23 protein-coding genes are annotated in these 20130 nt (G+C 37.0%); 15 read left to right on the forward strand and 8 right to left on the reverse strand.

The annotated features are described in order from the left end of the window. The first annotated feature begins 61 nt into the window (after window positions 1-61). The 3 genes from RBB48_RS19640 to RBB48_RS19650 are packed head-to-tail and all read left to right on the forward strand — an operon-like array spanning window position 62 to window position 2174. Window positions 62-481 (forward strand): DUF3888 domain-containing protein, encoded by a 420-nt coding sequence (locus RBB48_RS19640; RefSeq protein ID WP_306007984.1) that lies wholly within the window; start codon window positions 62-64, stop codon window positions 479-481. A 36-nt stretch (window positions 482-517) separates the two neighbouring features. Then, window positions 518-1375, forward strand: coding sequence for a glucose uptake protein GlcU (glcU, locus tag RBB48_RS19645; protein ID WP_048540762.1), 858 nt, complete (start codon window positions 518-520; stop codon window positions 1373-1375). Window positions 1376-1388: 13 nt separating this feature from the next. Beyond that, entirely contained in the window at window positions 1389-2174 is a 786-nt protein-coding gene (locus tag RBB48_RS19650; protein WP_000286669.1) for a glucose 1-dehydrogenase, read from the forward strand. Window positions 2175-2246: 72 nt separating this feature from the next. On the opposite strand, the gene RBB48_RS19655 is transcribed toward RBB48_RS19650, so the two are convergent. Further along, entirely contained in the window at window positions 2247-2741 is a 495-nt protein-coding gene (locus RBB48_RS19655; protein ID WP_000451450.1) for a CarD family transcriptional regulator, read from the reverse strand. A gap of 258 nt (window positions 2742-2999) precedes the next feature. Between RBB48_RS19655 and RBB48_RS19660 the strand changes: the two genes are divergently transcribed. Both RBB48_RS19660 and RBB48_RS19665 read left to right on the forward strand, forming a co-directional pair. Continuing rightward, window positions 3000-3236, forward strand: a complete 237-nt coding sequence (locus RBB48_RS19660) for a DUF2553 family protein (RefSeq protein WP_000533808.1) — start codon at window positions 3000-3002, stop codon at window positions 3234-3236. 1 nt (window position 3237) lies between these two features. Further along, entirely contained in the window at window positions 3238-3420 is a 183-nt protein-coding gene (locus tag RBB48_RS19665) for a sporulation protein Cse60 (protein WP_000621751.1), read from the forward strand. Between the two features lie 34 nt (window positions 3421-3454). On the opposite strand, the gene RBB48_RS19670 is transcribed toward RBB48_RS19665, so the two are convergent. Then, complete coding sequence (locus RBB48_RS19670) at window positions 3455-3682, reverse strand: DUF3973 domain-containing protein (RefSeq protein WP_000498995.1); 228 nt, start codon at window positions 3680-3682, stop codon at window positions 3455-3457. A 424-nt stretch (window positions 3683-4106) separates the two neighbouring features. Between RBB48_RS19670 and RBB48_RS19675 the strand changes: the two genes are divergently transcribed. Both RBB48_RS19675 and RBB48_RS19680 read left to right on the forward strand, forming a co-directional pair. Further along, window positions 4107-4538 carry an SRPBCC family protein gene (locus RBB48_RS19675; RefSeq protein WP_000437776.1) on the forward strand — a complete coding sequence of 144 codons (432 nt, stop codon included), beginning with the start codon at window positions 4107-4109 and terminating at the stop codon, window positions 4536-4538. Beyond that, window positions 4539-4862, forward strand: a complete 324-nt coding sequence (locus RBB48_RS19680; protein ID WP_306007985.1) for an ArsR/SmtB family transcription factor — start codon at window positions 4539-4541, stop codon at window positions 4860-4862. A gap of 29 nt (window positions 4863-4891) precedes the next feature. On the opposite strand, the gene RBB48_RS19685 is transcribed toward RBB48_RS19680, so the two are convergent. Both RBB48_RS19685 and RBB48_RS19690 read right to left on the reverse strand, forming a co-directional pair. After that, window positions 4892-6334, reverse strand: coding sequence for an MDR family MFS transporter (locus RBB48_RS19685; RefSeq protein WP_098230836.1), 1443 nt, complete (start codon window positions 6332-6334; stop codon window positions 4892-4894). 261 nt (window positions 6335-6595) lie between these two features. Further along, window positions 6596-7867 carry a BaiN/RdsA family NAD(P)/FAD-dependent oxidoreductase gene (locus RBB48_RS19690; protein WP_000558876.1) on the reverse strand — a complete coding sequence of 424 codons (1272 nt, stop codon included), beginning with the start codon at window positions 7865-7867 and terminating at the stop codon, window positions 6596-6598. A 294-nt stretch (window positions 7868-8161) separates the two neighbouring features. Between RBB48_RS19690 and RBB48_RS19695 the strand changes: the two genes are divergently transcribed. Both RBB48_RS19695 and RBB48_RS19700 read left to right on the forward strand, forming a co-directional pair. Further along, complete coding sequence (locus RBB48_RS19695) at window positions 8162-9814, forward strand: putative polysaccharide biosynthesis protein (protein ID WP_001284033.1); 1653 nt, start codon at window positions 8162-8164, stop codon at window positions 9812-9814. Between the two features lie 41 nt (window positions 9815-9855). Further along, window positions 9856-10584 (forward strand): pseudouridine synthase, encoded by a 729-nt coding sequence (locus RBB48_RS19700; protein WP_001234944.1) that lies wholly within the window; start codon window positions 9856-9858, stop codon window positions 10582-10584. Window positions 10585-10665: 81 nt separating this feature from the next. Here RBB48_RS19700 and RBB48_RS19705 read toward each other — a convergent pair whose 3' ends face one another. Then, the gene (locus tag RBB48_RS19705) at window positions 10666-10887 is read right to left on the reverse strand and encodes a DeoR family transcriptional regulator (RefSeq protein ID WP_000805512.1); all 222 of its coding nucleotides are present in this window, start codon (window positions 10885-10887) and stop codon (window positions 10666-10668) included. Window positions 10888-11244: 357 nt separating this feature from the next. Here RBB48_RS19705 and pepV point away from each other — a divergent pair, with 357 nt between their 5' ends. The 4 genes from pepV (at window position 11245) to RBB48_RS19725 (ending at window position 17021) form a co-directional block, all read left to right on the forward strand. Continuing rightward, window positions 11245-12651, forward strand: a complete 1407-nt coding sequence (gene pepV / locus RBB48_RS19710; protein ID WP_088609958.1) for a dipeptidase PepV — start codon at window positions 11245-11247, stop codon at window positions 12649-12651. Window positions 12652-13020: 369 nt separating this feature from the next. After that, window positions 13021-13566 (forward strand): RNA 2',3'-cyclic phosphodiesterase, encoded by a 546-nt coding sequence (gene thpR, locus RBB48_RS19715; RefSeq protein WP_088609957.1) that lies wholly within the window; start codon window positions 13021-13023, stop codon window positions 13564-13566. A gap of 288 nt (window positions 13567-13854) precedes the next feature. Then, complete coding sequence (gene pulA, locus RBB48_RS19720) at window positions 13855-15996, forward strand: type I pullulanase (protein ID WP_306007986.1); 2142 nt, start codon at window positions 13855-13857, stop codon at window positions 15994-15996. A gap of 227 nt (window positions 15997-16223) precedes the next feature. Next, a complete protein-coding gene (locus tag RBB48_RS19725) occupies window positions 16224-17021 on the forward strand; it encodes a phosphotransferase family protein (protein WP_087984845.1) in 798 nt (265 codons plus the stop codon). Window positions 17022-17024: 3 nt separating this feature from the next. On the opposite strand, the gene RBB48_RS19730 is transcribed toward RBB48_RS19725, so the two are convergent. Next, complete coding sequence (locus tag RBB48_RS19730) at window positions 17025-17303, reverse strand: YtzH-like family protein (RefSeq protein ID WP_001122236.1); 279 nt, start codon at window positions 17301-17303, stop codon at window positions 17025-17027. Between the two features lie 228 nt (window positions 17304-17531). Here RBB48_RS19730 and trmB point away from each other — a divergent pair, with 228 nt between their 5' ends. Further along, the gene (gene trmB / locus RBB48_RS19735; protein WP_001239384.1) at window positions 17532-18185 is read left to right on the forward strand and encodes a tRNA (guanosine(46)-N7)-methyltransferase TrmB; all 654 of its coding nucleotides are present in this window, start codon (window positions 17532-17534) and stop codon (window positions 18183-18185) included. A 71-nt stretch (window positions 18186-18256) separates the two neighbouring features. Next, complete coding sequence (locus RBB48_RS19740; protein ID WP_075311122.1) at window positions 18257-19111, forward strand: YtnP family quorum-quenching lactonase; 855 nt, start codon at window positions 18257-18259, stop codon at window positions 19109-19111. Between the two features lie 40 nt (window positions 19112-19151). On the opposite strand, the gene RBB48_RS19745 is transcribed toward RBB48_RS19740, so the two are convergent. Continuing rightward, a complete protein-coding gene (locus tag RBB48_RS19745; protein WP_088609956.1) occupies window positions 19152-19661 on the reverse strand; it encodes a GNAT family N-acetyltransferase in 510 nt (169 codons plus the stop codon). A gap of 72 nt (window positions 19662-19733) precedes the next feature. Further along, window positions 19734-20045 (reverse strand): PepSY domain-containing protein, encoded by a 312-nt coding sequence (locus tag RBB48_RS19750; protein WP_199695299.1) that lies wholly within the window; start codon window positions 20043-20045, stop codon window positions 19734-19736. Window positions 20046-20130: the final 85 nt, after the last annotated feature.

A 20130-nucleotide genomic window follows, 5' to 3' on the forward strand; every position in this document is an offset into this window, starting at 1 on the left:
AGGGAAGTCGTTTTTTTATGGAAGTTTTGCGAACACTAACTTATAGAACAAGGAGGGTGTTATGAAAAAAATATGTGTAGTTAGTACAATGCTATGTGCAATCTTTTTCTCTTCTCCAAGTGATTCTTTTGCGAAAGAATCGAGGGAGCAGCTGTTAGAGAGTGCATTATCAAATAGGTACTATTCAGTTATTAGACAAGTGACAGAAGATCAGTATGAATGTGCTTCCGTTATAAATATAAAACGTCTCGGTAAGAACGGTGAGTTCGTTCCTAGATTTGAAATTACGCTACAATTTCTTACGTTCCAAGGTGCACATAATCCGCCGAATGATAAAGTTACACTTATTTTGGAAGATTATTTAGATCACGTAAAAATAAAGAAGGTGGAGCGAGAAAAGAATGTTTCTGGTGCTATTGCAGAAAAAGTTTGTGAACGGGAAAAAGAAAAAATAAAAGCTCACTCTAATGATTCAGAGTGATAACTTATGACATTTAGTAAAGAAAGGTAATGAGCGATGGACATACTTTTAGCGATTTTACCGGCTATATTTTGGGGAAGTATTGTGCTATTTAACGTGAAACTGGGCGGGGGACCGTATAGTCAAACGCTCGGTACAACGTTTGGGGCACTTATTTTCTCGATTGTTGTTTATATTTTTATGAAGCCAGTATTAACTCCTACTGTTATTGGAGTTGGAATTGTGTCAGGTTTATTTTGGGCACTTGGTCAGGCGAATCAATTAAAAAGTATTGATTTAATGGGCGTTTCGAGAACGATGCCCATTTCAACAGGACTGCAATTAGTTGCGACGACTTTATTTGGAGTCATCGTATTTCATGAGTGGTCCACGACTATATCAGTCGTCCTTGGTGTTTTGGCTCTCGTTTGTATTATTATCGGTGTTATTTTAACATCACTTCAAAGTGAAGAAGAAAAGAGTGCAGAGCAGGCGGGTAATTTTAAAAGGGGCATTATCATTTTATTGATTTCAACAGTCGGTTATTTAGTTTACGTAGTAGTGATTAGGCTATTTAACGTAGATGGTTGGTCAGCTTTATTGCCACAAGCAGTTGGTATGGTGTTAGGGGGCGTTTTGCTTACGTTTAAACATCATCCATTTAATAAATATGCACTACGAAATATTATCCCAGGATTAATTTGGGCAGCTGGAAATATGTTTTTATTCATTTCGCAGCCGCGTGTTGGAGTGGCAACAAGTTTTTCGCTATCGCAAATGGGGATTATTATTTCAACGCTTGGCGGGATTCTTATATTAGGTGAAAGAAAAACGAAACGCCAATTAACGGGGATTGTTGTCGGTATCGTTTTTATTATCGCAGCCGGAATAATGTTAGGTGTTGCAAAAAGTTAAAGGGGGTATTGAAATGTATAGTGATTTAGCAGGAAAAGTTGTCGTTATTACAGGATCAGCAACTGGTCTTGGAAGAGCGATGGGAGTACGGTTTGCTAAGGAGAAAGCAAAAGTAGTAATTAACTATCGCTCACGAGAGTCAGAAGCGCATGATGTATTAGAAGAAATTAAAAAAGTAGGCGGAGAAGCGATTGCTGTAAAAGGTGATGTGACAGTTGAATCTGATGTCGTGAACCTCATTCAATCTGCTGTGAAAGAGTTTGGTACGCTTGACGTTATGATTAATAATGCAGGGATAGAAAACGCGGTCCCGTCGCATGAAATGCCGTTAGAGGATTGGAATAAAGTAATCAATACAAATTTAACAGGTGCTTTTTTAGGAAGCCGTGAAGCGATTAAATATTTTGTAGAACATGATATTAAAGGTTCTGTTATTAATATGTCGAGTGTTCATGAGAAAATTCCGTGGCCACTATTCGTGCACTATGCGGCGAGTAAGGGTGGTATTAAACTGATGACAGAAACGTTAGCGTTAGAATATGCACCAAAAGGTATTCGAGTAAATAATATTGGGCCAGGTGCAATAAATACGCCAATTAATGCCGAAAAGTTTGCTGATCCTAAAAAACGTGCTGACGTAGAAAGTATGATACCGATGGGCTACATTGGAAAACCGGAAGAAATTGCAGCAGTCGCAACGTGGCTTGCTTCCTCAGAAGCGAGTTACGTAACTGGAATTACGTTATTTGCAGATGGTGGAATGACTTTATACCCGTCGTTTCAAGCAGGGCGCGGTTAATAAAAAAGGACAAAGAGATTATCTCTTTGTCCTTTTTTCTGCAAAAAAAAATAGCGGTCGGCTATTTTAAATTTAATGATTAATTGTATCTTGAAGAAATTCTGTTGCTTGATGTTCAGAAACATTTTGCACAAGTGCAACTTCGCTAATCATCATTTTGCGTGCATTATCTAGCATTTGTTTTTCGCTCGCATTTAATGCTCTCTCTTTATTACGGCGAAGTAAATCGCGAACAACTTCTGCGCTATCTTGCAGATTGCCGTTTTTCATTTTTTCCATATTCATTGTATATCTCTGTTTCCAGGAAAGTGATGTGTCTGATTCCCCGTTTTGAAACTCAAGAAGTATAACATCTAATGTACCTTTATCTACGATATAACGAATACCTGATTTTTGTAATTGATCCATAGGAAGCATTATTTGCATGTCTTTACTAATGATACGTATCACACAATATTGACGTGTTGTTCCTAATATTTCTTTCTCTTCAATGGCTTCGATGACTCCTGCGCCGTTCATTGGATAAACGATTTTATCGCCAATTTGAAACAAATCATCCACCTCCATATGTGGTAACCACTTTTAATGATAGCACAAGTGAGTGAAAATGTCAAATTTTATATAATACCATAATGTTGATATTATAGTCAATAAGTAAAAACTCTTTTTTTTTTTTTTATATTTTTTTGCTCTTATTTATTGATGATTTTTTTGAAAAATAGTACAGACGAAGAAAGAAGGCATATCCACTTATTTTTAAGCATAAAATGTAAAATCGTTAATACAATATACCTAAATCCGTTCTTTGCAAGGGAGGGAGAGAAGGTGGGGCGCACAATAAGAATTGATATTACAAATAAAGTTGTAGCTAAATTTAGACCGGATTATTTGGAATTATATACGAGTAAATTTATGATAGGTAAGTTTTATGTCTATACTGAAGGTAAACAATATGTGTTAGAAGACGGATATATATATGAAGACGGAAAATTTTATCGCATCATAGATACGCACCGTGGCAATAATCAAGCGGCGGAGGGCTGCGATCTAGGATGGTGTTAACATGATTCGTGTGAAAGTGTTTGATGAAAGTCACGAAAAAGACTTAGAAGACGCTGTAAATGTTTTTTTGAAAAAGATTGATGATAGTAATTTTGTAGATATTAAGTACCAAGTCGGTGTCTCCATTAATGATGACGAAAACCAAATTTATTGTTTTTCAGCAATGATCGTTTATAAAGCATAAAAAAGAGCTGGGTGAGCCAGCTCTTTTTTATGTTTTATGTTGGGACAACATGTGTCGGTAATACGTTCATAATAGATTGAGTTGTGCCTAATTTCTTTTTCGCTAAAAGAGGCTCCCCTGTTTCATGGTTTTGGGCATCTGTACACATACCAAGGTGATAACGATCACCTAAAAATGGATCGATATAAAAACCGTTTTTGAATACTTTATCATTCGGATGTTTTTCATGGTGAATGTCAGAGCAATTAATGCAATAGAACATAGCTTTCATCCCCTTTTTATTTTTGTTTGAAAAAAGTGAGTTGGTAGTCATTTCGCTCCTAAGGAAATGTTGAGGAGAAGAGAAATAACTACCTACTCAAATGGTGGGCATATTCCTTCTGATTTTTCATATCTCGCGTAGTGTCCCTGAGGGAAGGAGGAGAGACGAAATACGCATGATATACGTAAGGCACTTCTTTCAAGATAAATGATGGAGTTTCATGTTGAGAGAAGTTTTTATTTTTTGTTGCCTTTGTGAGTATATTATGAGGGAATGCTCAGAGGGTGTTTGTCCTGTTGAAAAAATGTTGAGAATTTCTCAACAGTAAAAAATAACTAGCGTTGACATGAAATCAAAAGGTGTTATATTATCGAAGTATAACCAAAAGGTGTTATATTTAATTGCCGAATAAAGGAGAATGAAAATGGAACAACAAAATACATTAACTGATATTAAACAAACGATCGTTTTTAACGCGTCTATTCAAAAAGTATGGAATGTAGTATCAACTGCAGAAGGGATTGCGTCATGGTTTATGCCGAATGATTTTGTATTAGAGGTAGGACATGAATTTCATGTGCAATCACCATTTGGCCCATCACCATGTAAAGTGCTAGAAATTGATGAACCAAACCATCTATCTTTCTCATGGGATACAGATGGCTGGGTCGTTTCATTTAATCTGAAAGACCTAGGAGATAATAAAACAGAATTTACGTTAATTCACGGCGGCTGGAAACATCCTGATGAAATTCTTCCGAAAGCGAATGCGAAGAGCTCTATTATTCGCGATAGAATGAGTGGCGGCTGGGTAGCGATTGTAAATGAAAAACTGAAAAAGGTTGTTGAAGGCTAAGTGTCTTCATCAGCAGCGAAATATGATGTATTTCAAGCAATTGCTGATCCAACCCGCCGAGAAGTAATACGGTTATTAAGTGATAAAGAGTTACCGATTTCCAAAATAACGGATCATTTTCCGATGAGTCGTACTGCGGTTGTAAAGCACCTTCATATTCTTTCGGAAGCGAATTTAGTAAGCGGAAGAAAAAGCGGAAGAGAGAAGATATATCGTTTGCATCCAGAACCATTAGAGGAATTACAACAGTGGCTCTCATATTATGAACGTTTTTGGAATAATAAATTATCTATGCTGAAACATATTGTGGAGAATGAAGAGTAAAAAGAGGATGACCAAAATGGTCATCCTCTTTATGATTGCTCACTTGTTTGAGTAGCTGGTTTTAATAAAATCCAAGCGATAATTAGTGTAAATACTGCTAATACGAAAGTACTCATATAAATGACGTGTACACTTGATGCTAATGCCTCTTGCGATTCGGTTACTACGTTTGCTGTAGTTCCTCCATGTCCGCCACCAGATACAAGATCAAGGTTTTGAATACCGCGTGCATGAATCATCGTATTAAAGATTGTGCCAAAGATTGCAGCACCTAAAGTTTGGCTAAATGTATTAATAAATGTGTTTAAACCAACGGCTGTTCCGCGTGTATGAGCTGGTACGGCTGCTTGAATTGTTACCATATAAATAGGTGTCACAAGCCCCATTCCTAATCCGAATAATCCGACTGCTACATAAATAAGGAACGATGGTGAATTTGTTGATAATGTAAATAATAAGAACGTAGCGACTGATAAAATGCTAGCTCCAAGTAAAATGATTTGTTTCGTTTTTAATTTGCCTACTAAGTTACCAGAGAAAATAGCACCAAATGTCCACATAACAGGGATTGGCATTAAAATAAGTCCGGCTTCTGTCGCATTTTTTCCTAATACACCTTGGCTCCAAATTGGAAGGTACATTGTAATACTAATGATCATTGCGCCAGCAATGAGCGTTAATATGTTTATTGTAGATAATGTACGGTTAGAGAAAAGTGCTAGCGGAATTAATGGTTCCGGAGATTTTTTCTCGATGAATAAGAAAATAATGAATGAAACGACGGCGAAGATTAATAGGCCGATAATTGTTATGTCGCCCCAGTTTTGCTTACTGCTACCTGTTAATAATGCATATAGTAGAGCGATCGTACTTAATGAGAAGACTGTTGCACCAAGATAGTCGATATGGTGTTTAGCGGGCTTAATAGATTCTTTGTAGTAAATGGCGATCATTAAGCAAGCGATAATTCCAAATGGGACGTTTAAGAAGAAAATATAACGCCAAGATAGAGAATCAACTAAAAATCCACCGACTAACGGTCCGATAACACCTGATACACCCCAAACGGCACTCATCCAACCTTGTGCTTTCGCGCGGTCTCTCGCTTCGCTATATAAGTCTCCAATAATCGTCATTGTGATCGGCATAACAGCACCAGCACCTATACCTTGAAGAGCACGGAAGAAGATTAATTGTTCCATTGATGTAACGACTCCGCAAAGCGCAGAACCGATTAAGAAGATTGTAGCTCCGATGAGTAAAACTTTTTTACGGCCGAATAAATCAGCTAACTTTCCGTATATTGGAGTCGAAACAGCTGTTGCAAGCATATAAATTGCATATACCCAACTAACAAGTTCGACGCCTGACAAATCACTCGTTATACGAGGGATCGCTGTACTAACAATCGTTCCTTCTACCGCAGAAAGAAACGTCATTAGCATTAAAGACATCATGACTTTTTTTCTCATATTTTTTCCCCTTACCCTTTTTCAAATATTCAACAATATAAAATATAAAGGTACTAAGGTATATAAAGCAACAAAAAAGCAATGGGAAGTTAGGAGGAACGTATATTTGTCGTTCCTTGTCGGTAAGTCGATATATTTAAGAAAACGCCGATATATGTTGTAGAAACGCTGATATATTCGAGGAATCGCCGATATAATTGTAGAATCGCTGATATAATTTCATATACCTAAAAAAAGAAACAGGAAGCCCTGTTTCTTTTTTTAATATTGCATTTTCGCGTTTTCTCCAGCCGTTGTTCCGGCAATTCTACCAGTAACGAGAGCAGATGTAATATTGTAGCCGCCAGTATAACCGTGAATATCAAGAACTTCTCCGCAGAAATATACGCCGTTCGTGAATTTAGAAGACATTTCTTTCGGGTTAATTTCTTTAACGGATACACCGCCGCCAGTAACGAATGCTTTTTCAATTGACTGCGTACCATTTACATTCACAGTAAACTCTTTAAAGTCTTTCACAAGTGCACGAATCTTCTCGTGAGAAACTTGTCCAGCTTGTTCGCTGCCATCAATTTCATTCTTTTCTAATAAGAATAGGAAGTAACGTTCAGGAACATAACCTTTTAATACATTTTTAATTCCTTTTTTCGGATCTTCTTTCATTTGTTTCAGCATGCGCTGGAATAGTTGTTCACTATTTTCTTCTGGCAATGCATCGATACTCATTTGAATCGTATTCGTTTTAAACTTTTTCAGTGCTTTCACGACGAATTGGCTACAACGAAGAGCGGCAGGACCAGATAGGCCGAAATGAGTGAAGAGCATGTCCATTTTGTGAGAAATGATAGCTTTTCCTTTCGGGTTTAATACGCTTAAGTTAACATCGCGTAAAGCAAGACCTTGTAAGGAGCGATCACGAATAAATGGTTCGTTTGAAAGGATTGGTACTTCTGTTGGGAATAGCTCTGTAATTGTATGCCCAGCTTTTTCAGCCCAAGCGTATCCGTCTCCAGTAGAGCCAGTTTGAGGAACGGATTTTCCGCCAACAGCGATAACGACATGATTCGTTTCTAACACTTCGCCAGTTTGCAGTACGACTGCTTTCGTTTGACCGTTCTCATATTCAATTGTTTCAACAGGTGTATTCGTACGGATTTTTACACCTAAGTCTTTTAATCGTGTTAAAAGTGCGTCTACTACTGATTGTGCTTTATTTGATACAGGGAACATGCGACCATGATCTTCTTCTTTTAGTTGCACGCCAAGCTTTTCGAAGAATGTAATAATATCTTCATTATTGAAAATAGAAAAAGCGCTGTATAAGAAGCGACCGTTTCCTGGTATATGTTTAACGATCTCATCAAGTGGTAGACGGTTCGTTACGTTACAACGACCACCACCAGAAATCGCAAGTTTACGCCCTAGTTTATTTCCTTTATCAAGAAGTAAGACACTTGCGCCTTCTTCTGCAGCACCGATTGCAGCCATTAGCCCAGAAGGCCCGCCGCCGATGACAATAACATCATAATGCATAATATATCGACCTCATTTTCTACATTTCCTGCCTAAAAGAATAGCATGTTTTCCCTTAAAAGAAAAATAGAGTGAAGTACTGCTTAAGGAGAGAATTGTGGTACAATACAAAAGTTAGAGTTCAGCACTATCCTGCTATTTGTGGGTAAGAAGACTAAAACCTTAAGATGTAAGAGAAATAAAAAGGGAATTTGGTAGCCCATAAATGCTCGAATAGTTCAACTAATAATCAGTGGGGAAGAACACCCACACTGATTAAAGTTTCACTTTATGTAGATGTAGGAGGATTTTTGTATGTCCGATTCGAAATTTCTGCGCGGAACGCTTATTGTTACGTTAGGGACATTTTTAGTAAAGTTCTTAGGCATGATTTACGTCTTTCCGTTTCATGCATTAGTAGGTACAGAAGGCGGAACGCTCTATACATATGGATACATTCCATATACGATCTTTTTAAGTATTGCAACGGCAGGGGTGCCGCTTGCTGTTTCAAAATTTGTTTCCAAATATAATGCGCTTGGCGATTATAAAACGAGCCGGAGAATGTTCCGTTCGGGAATGGTTATGATGATAGTAACAGGAGTTCTTTCGTTCCTAGTTCTATACATGACAGCGCCACTGTTTGCAGAAGCAATGCTTGGTAAACAAAGTATACACAGTAATGTAGAAGAAGTTACGACGATTATTCGTCTTGTAAGTTTTGCACTTATTGTTGTACCAGCAGCGAGTTTAATTCGTGGTTATTTCCAAGGTCACCAATCGATGGGACCGACTACTGTTTCGCAAATTATTGAACAAATTATTCGTATCGTCTTTTTATTAGCGGGTAGTTTTATCGTTATTAAAGTACTTGGCGGTACAGTTGCAACAGCAGTTGGGGTAGCGACATTTGCTGCGTTCGTTTCAGCAGTTGGAGCGCTCGGTGTACTCATTTGGTACTGGTTAAAACGTAAAAAACATTTGGATCAATATTTAATTGAACAAACTGTACCAGAATCGACAGTGAGTACGGTTCAATTATTTAAAGAATTATTTGCATATGCGATTCCTTACGTTGTAATTGGGTTAACAATTCCTTTATATCAACAAATTGATACATTGACATTTAACTCAATTATGCAAGCGATTGGCCAAGGTGATATCGCAGAGCGAGCGCTTGGTATTTTCACAATGTGGACGCATAAATTAATTATGATTCCTGTATCGCTTGCAACAGCGTTTAGTTTAACGCTTGTACCAGCGATTACAAAATCATTTACTGAAAAACAATACCGCTATTTAAAGTTACAAATTACACAAACATTCCAGGCAAATATGTTCTTAACATTGCCAGCAGTTGTCGGTATATCAACACTTGCATATCCAATTTATACTGCGTTCTATGACTCAGATCCACTAGGTGGACAAGTATTAATGTGGTATGCACCGGTTGCGTTATTATTCGCTTTATTTACAGTAACAGCAGCAATTCTGCAAGGAATCAATCAACAAAAACATGCGATTGTCGCGCTTATTATGGGTGTTATTTTGAAATTCGTATGTAACGTAATCTTTATTCGTTATTTCGGTACAGTTGGAGCGATTTTAGCAACTGCAGTCGGATTCTTAGCTTCCGTATGGTATACGAATCGACAAATCAAAAAACATGTACACTATTCATTTGGTGTTGTATATAAGAGAACTTTCCAAATTGCAGTATTAACACTTGTAATGGTCATTGCTGTAAAGTTATCACAATGGACTCTGTCCTTCATGATCTCACCTGATGGCCGAATGGGTGCTCTTATTACAGTTGTGGTTTGTGCAGGTATTGGTGGTCTTGTGTATGGATTGTTAGCAATTCGCACAGGAGTACTTGAACGAGTATTTGGCGGAGAAGCGTTAGAGAAAATCCAACGTAAACTTGGCAATAGATTCAAAATAAAGTTGAAATCAAAAGGGGCGTAATTACGTCCCCTTTTCTATGATAAACAAAGAAGGTGAAAAACGTGAGATTAGATAAATTATTAGCAAATATGGGATATGGAAGTAGAAAAGAAGTAAAGAAATTATTGAAAGACGGCGTTGTAAAAATTGATGGAACGCCAGTGAAAGATGCGAAGGTTCATGTAAATGTAGAAGAGCAAGAAGTTATGATTCACGGAGAAGTTGTGGAATATAAAGAGTTTGTTTATTTAATGTTGCATAAACCACAAGGCGTTATTTCAGCGACAGAAGATGATAATCATGAAACGGTAATAGATTTATTAGAGTTAGAAGATGCAATCTTTGATCCGTTCCCAGTTGGACGACTTGATATTGATACGGAAGGTTTCTTATTGATAACAAATGACGGGAAGTTATCACATCAATTGTTATCTCCGAAAAAGCATGTGCCGAAAAAATATTATGCACACGTTGCAGGAGTAGTAACAGAAGAGGATGTAAAAGAGTTTGCTAAAGGTGTTATTTTAGATGATGGCTATGAAACAAAGCCAGGTGCACTTACAATATTAAAAAGCGATGAGATTTCTGAAATCGAGCTTGTAATTACAGAAGGAAAGTTCCATCAAGTGAAGCGTATGTTTGAAGCGGTAGGGAAAAAAGTAGTCTACCTAAAGAGAACAGAGATGGGACCATTAGTATTAGATGAAGAGCTAGAACTTGGACAATACCGAGAGCTATCAGATGAAGAAGTAGAAATGTTAAAAACATATCAAGTAGATACTGAAAAATAGTGCTGTTTTTGGCGCAGAAAAGACCCCTTTCTAACGAATTAGAAAGGGGTATGTATTTATTTACATACAATTATTTGTTCATTATGAGGTCATTCTCACTTTCTTTCCTGTTGTTGTCCACTTACCGCGGCAAGGGCTATACACGAGTTCATTAAACTGCAACACATTTAGATCACGTTGTATCGTTCGCGGTGTGATCCCGAACTCATCTACAAGGTCTTTCGTCGTTACCGTTCCGTTTTCATTGATGTACATATAAATTGATTTAATGCGTGTTAGCATACGAGTAGTTGTAGGTTTCAAGAGAAAACCACTCCTCTACTAGTTTTTTTGACCCCATTCAGGAAAGAAGGTCGTTACTACCATTGTACTCTACATGATAAAATTCATGCTTTAATCTACTTAAATTTTACAGAAATTTAACAAATATTCATATAGAAAAATATTGGTAGTTGACATTGTATATATGGTCAGTCAACTAACACATAAAATTCTACGTAAAACGCCAAATTCCTGCAAATTTTTTTAGAAAAATAAAAGAAAAACTAATAAGAAATATCTGAAATGTTACAATTGTTAGGTATTTGAGTTTCGTATATGGCATAAGAGATTTCGGTTTGTTATGATGAAAGAAACAATATAGTGAAGGATGGATGCGTGATGTCAGCGATTAATTGGACAGAAGAAGTTGCAAAACGAAAAGATGATTTAATTCGTGATACACAACAATTTTTACAAATTAAAAGTGTATGGGAAGAAGAATCAGCGAAAGAGGGCGCACCATTCGGTGAAGGTGTAGAAAAAGCTTTATCTTTCATGTTACATAAAGGAGAAACTGAAGGTTTTGCTTCTAAAAATTTAGAAGGGTATGCAGGTCATCTTGAAATGGGACAAGGAGAAGAGTTAGTAGGTATTCTTTGTCACGTTGATGTTGTACCAGAAGGAGATGGCTGGACGACTCCCGCATATAGTGCAGATATTCGCGATGGAAAGATTTTTGCACGTGGTGCAATTGACGATAAAGGCCCAACGATGGCAGCTTATTATGCGATGAAAATTGTGAAAGAATTGGGTTTGTCTCTTTCAAAACGCGTTCGCATGATTTTAGGAACAGATGAGGAAAGCAATTGGAAATGTGTAGATCACTACTTTAAAAACGAAGAAATGCCAACAATCGGTTTTGCGCCAGACGCAGATTTTCCAATTATTAATGCAGAAAAAGGAATTTCTGATATACAAGTTGTGCAAAGTGGTAGTGAAGAGAAGAAAGGTACATATGAACTTGTTTCATTTGAATCAGGTCGCCGTTTAAATATGGTTCCTGATTTTGCGGAAGCGACTATTACAGGAGAAGATGTAAATACACTTACAGTAGCATATGAAGAGTATTTACAAACTGCTAAAAAAATAGGTGAAGCAATTGTAGAAGGTAATACGGTGACGTTGCAAATCAAAGGGATTTCAGCTCACGGATCTACTCCAGAGAAGGGTGAGAATGCAGGTTTATTACTGGCAAACTTCTTAACTACAGTTGCTCTTGATGGAAAAGGGGCTTCGTTTGCATCGTTTGTAACAGAAACATTTACAGGAGATATTTTAGGAGAGAAAGCTGGGATTTCTTATAAAGACGATATTAGCGGACCGTTAACTGTGAATGTTGGTCGCCTTTCTTATACGAAAGAGAATGGTGGTAATTTAGGATTAAATGTACGTTACCCGGTTACGACTAACTTTGACGAAATGATTGCAAAGTTAAAAGAATACGTTGGTAATCATGGATTTAAAGTGGCGGATTATTCAAACTCTCGCCCGCATCACGTTGATAAAGACCACGTGTTAATTCGTACGTTGCAACGCGTATATGAAGAACAAACAGGTGAAAAAGCAGAGCTATTAGCAATCGGCGGCGGTACTTACGCTCGTTCATTGAAAGCTGGCGTTGCGTTTGGTCCGTTGTTCCCTGGAAAAGAAGAACTTGCGCATCAAAAAGACGAGTACATTGAAATTGAAGACTTATTAAAAGCAACAGCAATTTACGCGCAAGCAATTCATGAATTAGCGAAGTAATGGATATATAAATAAGGAGAGGCCGTCCCGATACATATTTTGGGACGGTTTTCTGTTACGTATAGGTTGCTTTTCTTATCGTATTTAGTTGTTAAGTCGATATAATTTCATTTATCCCGCATTAACGGGCAGTAAGCCCCCCACTTTAAAATTTAGCGAAAGCGAAGAAGTTAGGTGGGGATCAACTGCCCGTAAAAGCCCGATTGGTGAGGGCTAATAATCAGTAGGGGATGGACAAAACCCCCACTGATTAAAGTTTCACTTTATTAACGCGACCCTAACTTGGTTAGACTTGTAGGGAAGTTTGATTCTATTTAATTGAATGAGATAAGAAAGAAAAGCAACAATAGAAAGAAGGAGAAGATGTACATGGAGCCGCATTATTTTGTCGCGATTACGTTACCGAATCATATAAAAGAAGTGCTGTCTAACTATAAAGAGGAAATGCAGGAGGAATTACCATTTCGTTCATGGGTACATAAAGAAGACTACCATATTACCCTTTCATTTTTAGGTAGTGCAACAGAGGAACAATTAGAAGGAATAAAGAATGGATTACAAACCCTTACAGAAACGCAAGAACTATCGTTCACATTACAAGGATTTTCTACGTTCGGTATGGAAGATAGGCCGCGTATTTTTTGGTCGAAGGTAAGCGAGAATTACGATTTGCTTCAATTACAAAAGCAAGTGCACGCTATGTGTGAAGGGAATGGATTTTCTTTAGAAGCGCGCCCGTATCATCCGCATATTACTGTTGCTCGTAAATGGGTAGGAGAAGAGAAGTTTGATTTAGAACATATAAAGGAAGTACCTGAAATATCATTTCAAGCGGATACGATTACTTTATACGAATCTCACGTGAAGGAGACACCGAAGTATAAAGCGATTGCTGAAATAAAATTACAAAAATAGAATGTATGAAAACGTTTTTTATACAGGTGAATATACTATAGAGAATAATGAGTTACTGTATAGGGCTTCAATGATAAGAAAAGTCTTATCATTTGCAGCTCGTTTCATCCCTCTATTTGCGGGCAGTAAGACTCCTACCTCAAAATTAGGATCAAGCAAAGAAGTTAGGTGGGAGATCAACTGCCCATAAAGGCCCAATTGGTGAAGGCTAATAATCAGTGGGGTAAAGCTTTCCCGCTGATTAAAGTTTCACTTTATTTTAACTTTAAGAATGATGGTGATTTTTTTATGTTGAAAGTAAAACGTCCATTTGATGCCTATTTAGATGAAATGAATAAAATTACAATTTTGCTCCCACATGCGTATGGAACAAGCCGGACATTTCGTTTGCAAGAAGGAAGTAACGTGAAAGATTTACCGATTGCTCATACAATTGCGCTTCCGGATGCAACGAAGTATGAGTGCTTTATAGAAGAGCCGCTAGATGTGGGGAAGTATTATACAGTACGAGATGAACGGAATGAAGAAACAGATTTACAAATAGGTGCTGTCATAAGAACAGCGATTTTCGATGAAAAGTATTATTACGAAGGTACAGATTTAGGTGCTGTTTATCAAAAAGAAGCAACGACATTTAAAGTATGGGCTCCAACTGCGAGGCTTGCGAAAGTAAGGATTTATAAAAGTGATAAAGAATATACCGATCATGAAATGTATAGAGGAGAAAGTGGGGTTTGGACTCATACATTACAAGGTAATTTAGCTGGAGAAAAGTATACATTTCTTGTTTGTATTAATTTAATATGGAATGAAGCAGTGGATCCTTACGCAAAGTCAGTGACTGTAAATGGGAAGTACGGCGTTGTTATCGATTTGGAAAAGACAAATGTAACAAGACGAGAGCAATTACCACCATTACACGCAATGACAGATGCCATACTGTATGAACTGCATATTCGTGATGCCACTATTCATAAGGGCAGTGGAGTGAGTAAAAAAGGAACATATAAAGGGCTAATGGAAGAAGGGACAACAGGGCGAAATGGGACGTTAACAGGCTTGTCTCATATAAAAGATTTGGGTGTTACACATGTTGAATTATTGCCTTTATATTGTTTCGGTGGTGTAGATGAGGCGAATCCTTCTTCTGCATATAATTGGGGTTACAATCCATTATATTACAATGCGCCTACGGGATTTTATGCTACAAACCCTTCTGACCCGTATAACAGGATAGTAGAGTGTAAGCAACTAATTGAAACATTTCATGAGCACGGCATTAGGGTGATTATAGATGTTGTATACAATCATGTGTATGAAAGAGAGCTATCATCATTTGAAAAGCTTGTCCCAGGATATTATTTTCGTCATGGTGAAGATGGTATGCCTTCTAATGGGACGGGAGTCGGGAATGATATAGCATCTGAACGGAAAATGATGAGGAAATTTATTGTAGAGTCTATTTTATATTGGCTTACTGAATACAATGTTGATGGATTCCGATTCGACTTAATGGGAATTTTAGATGTTGATACAATGAATATAATAGAAAAAGAAGTACGAAACATAAAGCGAGATGCATTGTTATTAGGAGAAGGGTGGGAGCTACAAACACCACTTCCTCTAGAGGAAAAAGCAACGTTAAATAATGCAAAGAAAATGCCGCATATTGCGCAATTTAATGATCAATTTCGTGATGGGATAAAAGGGAGTACCTTTCATATAAATAAGCGTGGTTTTGCATTTGGTGGGCATGTAGACTGTAATCATTTGCAGTATATAGCATCGGGAAGTCTTTTGAGTATGAAAGAAACAGGTCTGTTTCTAGAGCCTGTGCAAAGCATTAACTATGTAGAATGTCATGACAATATGACGATGTGGGATAAACTAATGCGGAGTAATGAAGAACCAGAAGAGATTTTGAAAAAACGTCACCTTCTAGCGAGCGCAATGGTGATTCTTTCGCAAGGCATCCCTTTCTTACATGCTGGGCAAGAGTTTTATCGTACGAAGCAGGGAAATGAAAATAGTTATAATGCAAATGATGAAATTAATCAATTAGATTGGGATCAAAAAGAGGAAGAGATAGAGACCGTTAACTATATAAAAGGTTTAATTGCGATTCGCAAAGAGCACAGAGCATTCCGATTACAAAACGCAGACCTTATAAAAAAGCACATGACTTTTTTGCAAACATCTCCAGAAGTACTTGCATATCACCTAGAGCATGCAGAATCATTTGGACCGTGGCAAGAGATTATAGTTTTATTTAATAGCGGTTTAGAAGCTAAAACGGTGCAACTTCCGAAAGAAGAAACGTGGCATGTGTTAGTAAACGAAAAGCAAGCGAAAATAGAGCCAATTTCTTCATTTAGAGGAAAGGAACTTAGGCTCGCTCCGATTAGCACGTATATATTGACGATAATGTGACAAATCGCTACTTGACGATGAGAATGTAATAAATGTAGAATTGACAAAGGTGACGATTTTGATAAGTTGTCATTCTATGACAGGTTTTGTAAAATAAAATAGAGAGTTTTTGGCTTATGCCAAGTTTTCTTTTCATTTACAGTAAAATATATGAATCCACAACATATGTAGAAATGTTGCGGTTTTTCTTTTCATAACTATAAAAGATAAGGATTTGTTAACGGGTAATGAATATGGAATGGTTGGAACAATTATTAGGAAAAGAGTGGAGTCTTGTACCGGCTGGTGGAGTAACGGGCGATGCGTATATTGCGCAAAACGGACAACAGAAGTTATTTTTAAAGCGGAATACATCGCCCTTTTTAGCGGTATTGTCAGCAGAAGGAATTGTTCCAAAATTACTTTGGACAAGAAGGGTAACGAACGGTGATGTAATTTCTGCTCAAAAATGGCTTCCGGGACAGAAGCTAGAGCCAGAGGATATGAAACTAGAACGTGTTGCGAAACTTTTGAAGAAAATACACTCCTCTAAAGCGCTTGTACAGATGATTCAAAGACTTGGGAAGCAGCCGCTTCACGCACAAGAGTTATTACAACAACTGCAACTGGTTTTAAGAGGAGATATAAGGGATGATGAAACAATTCAGCAAGGCCTTCAATATTTAATGGATTCATTAAAAGATATTGAATACAATGAATTCGTTGTATGCCATTGTGATGTGAACCATAACAACTGGCTATTGTCGGATGAAGATGAGTTGTTTTTAATTGATTGGGATGGAGCTGTAATTGCTGACCCAGCTCTAGACCTCGGTATGTTATTATATTGGTACATTCCGCGCCACGAATGGAGCGAGTGGCTCAAATATTATGATATTGAAATGGATGAATCGCTGCTTAGGCGTATGAGATGGTATGTAATAGCACAAACGATTTTGTCTATGCAATGGCACACAACAAAAAAACAGCAAGCAGAAGCTGAATATTGGCATCAATATTTACAGCAACTACTTGCTTCAGAGTAATACTTAAGAAAAATTGTCCATTCCAGCAATCCACTGAGTAAGTTGTTCTTGATTATTGGAAATGTGGTTGTCCAAATTAGAGGAAGATTTACCCGATTGACTATAAGAATATACATCGTTTAGCATTGCTTTAGCGTCACTACTTATACTATCGTTTGCGAGTAACGATTGAATGAGACGCTCTAATTGCTCGCATTCAGAAACTGTCCCGCAACAATCACTTTGGTGATTGACTAAAATATCTTTCAGCACTTCTAATTGATGTTGTTGATTAATTGGCATGAACGGATCATCCTTTCGATTGTTTTTCTCTTCAAATGTACGAGAAAAAGCTGTTTCGTCATGGAATGTTTAATGCTGTATGTAGTTTTTATCAAAATGGTACATCTTATACTTGAAAGAAACGGACCGAGTGCTCGTACGTACTTGGTTTTTTGTTTGGGAGATTGATTAAAACAGAGAGAAGGAATTATTCCTTTAAAATAGCTATGTAAAGAGAGGGAGACATCTATGCGTTTAAGACATAAACCATATGCAATGGATCGAATTAATGAGTATTCACATATCGTAATTGGAAACCCAGAGGAGCGCGCTGGTAACTGGAAAGAAGTATTTGGAAATGAGCAACCAATTCATATTGAAGTAGGTACAGGTCGTGGCCGCTTTATGTACGATATGGCAAAAGCAAACCCACATATTAATTATATTGGAATTGAAAAATTCACAAGTGTTGTTGTAGATGCACTTGATAAATTAATTGAAGAAGAAGTACCGAACTTAAAGTTAATTAATAAAGATGCTGAAGATTTAACAGTTTTCTTTGCAAAAGGTGAGATTGACCGCGTTTATTTAAACTTCTCAGACCCATGGCCGAAGAATCGTCATACGAAGCGTCGTCTAACGTATAAAACATTTTTACGCAATTATGAAGAAGTGTTAGTAGAAGGCGGAGAAATTCATTTCAAAACAGATAACCAAGGTTTATTTGAATACTCTCTAATGAGTATGGCTGAGTATGGTATGTTATTAACTTACCTGAGCCTAGATCTTCATAATAGTGATTATGAAGGAAACATTATGACAGAATACGAAGAGAAATTCTCAAGTAAAGGTCATCGTATTTACCGAGTTGAAGCAAAATATCGCACAGAGCCTATGCAGTAATGCATAGGTTTTTTTTGTAACTAAAATAATCGGAATTTTATGTTAATATTGAAAGGAAAGGGGGATGAAAAATGGAACAGTTACAAATTGGAGATATAAAAGTGACGTGGCTAAAAGGCGGGAACACACATTTAGATGGGGGAGCAATGTTTGGTGTTGTACCGAAAGTGCTTTGGTCACGTAAATATAAACATAATGATACAAATCATATTTATTTACGAACAGATCCGTTACTTTTGCAAACGAAAGACGGTAATATGCTCATTGATTCCGGAATAGGAAACGGTAAATTGAATGAGAAGATGAAGCGAAATCAAGGTGTAACAGAAGAGTCATCGGTTTATAAATCATTAGAAAAACTAGATTTAAAACCTGAAGATATTCAGTATGTCTTAATGACACACCTGCATTTTGATCATGCATCTGGTTTAACGAAATGGGAAGGTGATCACCTTGTACCATCGTTTCCGAATGCGAAAGTTTACGTAAGCGAAACAGAATGGAATGAAATGAGGAACCCAAATATCAGGTCACGTAATACATATTGGAAGGAAAATTGGGAGCCGATTGTAGATCAAGTTGTTACATTCCAGCAAGAAATAGAAATTACGGATGAAATAAAAATGGCGCATACAGGTGGTCATAGTGATGGACATGCAGTTATTGCTTTAGAAAGCAAAGGTGAAACGATGATTCATTTAGCAGACCTATTGCCGACGCACGCACATCAAAATGTACTATGGGTGATGGCCTACGATGATTATCCAATGACATCAATTGAAAATAAGAAAAAGTGGATGGAGTACGGCGCTGAAAACGATGCTTGGTTTACGTTTTATCATGACGCGTATTACCGTGCAGTAAAGTGGAATAAGGAAGGACATATTGTAGAAAAGATAGAGCGGAAAACGAGTGTAGAAGCATAAAAATAGGAGGTTGTTCCAGAATATTTGCTGGAGCAGCCTCCTATTTAGATATGCTATATAAATAATGAAGCATATCTCCATTATAATATTTAGTCATGAATTCTTTTTCTTTAATCATACCAAGCTTCTTAGCAACTTTTTGTGAAGCAATATTGTCATGTTTAATCATTGAATAGACTTTTGATAGTCCTAATTCATTAAAAGCATATTCTTTAATGCTTTTAGTAATTTCACTTGCGTAACCTTTATGCCAAAACTCTTTTTTTAACAAATATCCAATTTCTATGACCTGTTCAACATCGGTATCCTGCATACTTAAACCGGCATTCCCTATAAATTCATCAGTTTCTTTTAGATACATCCCCCATAAGCCAAACCCAAAATCTTTATATCGTTTTATATTTTTATCTAACCAGGATTGGACATCAGCATCAGAAAAATTGTGCTCATAAGCATACATTACATCTGGATCTTGCAACATCATTTTTAAATCATCAAAATCATCTTGTCGCATTTCCTTTAGGCATAAGTATTCGGTTTCTAATATCATCTAACATCGATACTCCTTTTATTTCTTTCACAATTAAAAAATAAGAGGTTCACCTAATGGGAACCCTCCTTTTTATGCTGCTATAACCTCTAAAACAGTACCTGTTTTAGCATCAACTAAAAATTCAAATCGTTCTTGTATATCATCTAACATTGTTGTAAGACCGCCACGATAAACTTCGTATGCGACATCATATTTTTCAAATGCCTCTGGAACCATATGTACCCAAGAGCCAGTAATTTCACCTTTATGACGTAATGCTTGTTTCACCATTTTCAATGCTTTTTCTGAAGAAATATGGGATTGTTCTTGTACTTTGTTTGCAACAAGATAACCAGCTGCGAACCCAACGCCAAGACCTGCTACTAAACCTTTCCAGCTCATATATTCACCTCAATTCTATAAAATAAAAATAGTGTACCAATAATAATTATAAAGCAAATACAGTTAAAAAAGAAGAAACTAGAAA

This window comes from Bacillus sp. MMSF_3353 (assembly GCF_030733445.1).
GTDB classification, from domain to species: Bacteria; Bacillota; Bacilli; order Bacillales; family Bacillaceae_G; genus Bacillus_A; species Bacillus_A wiedmannii.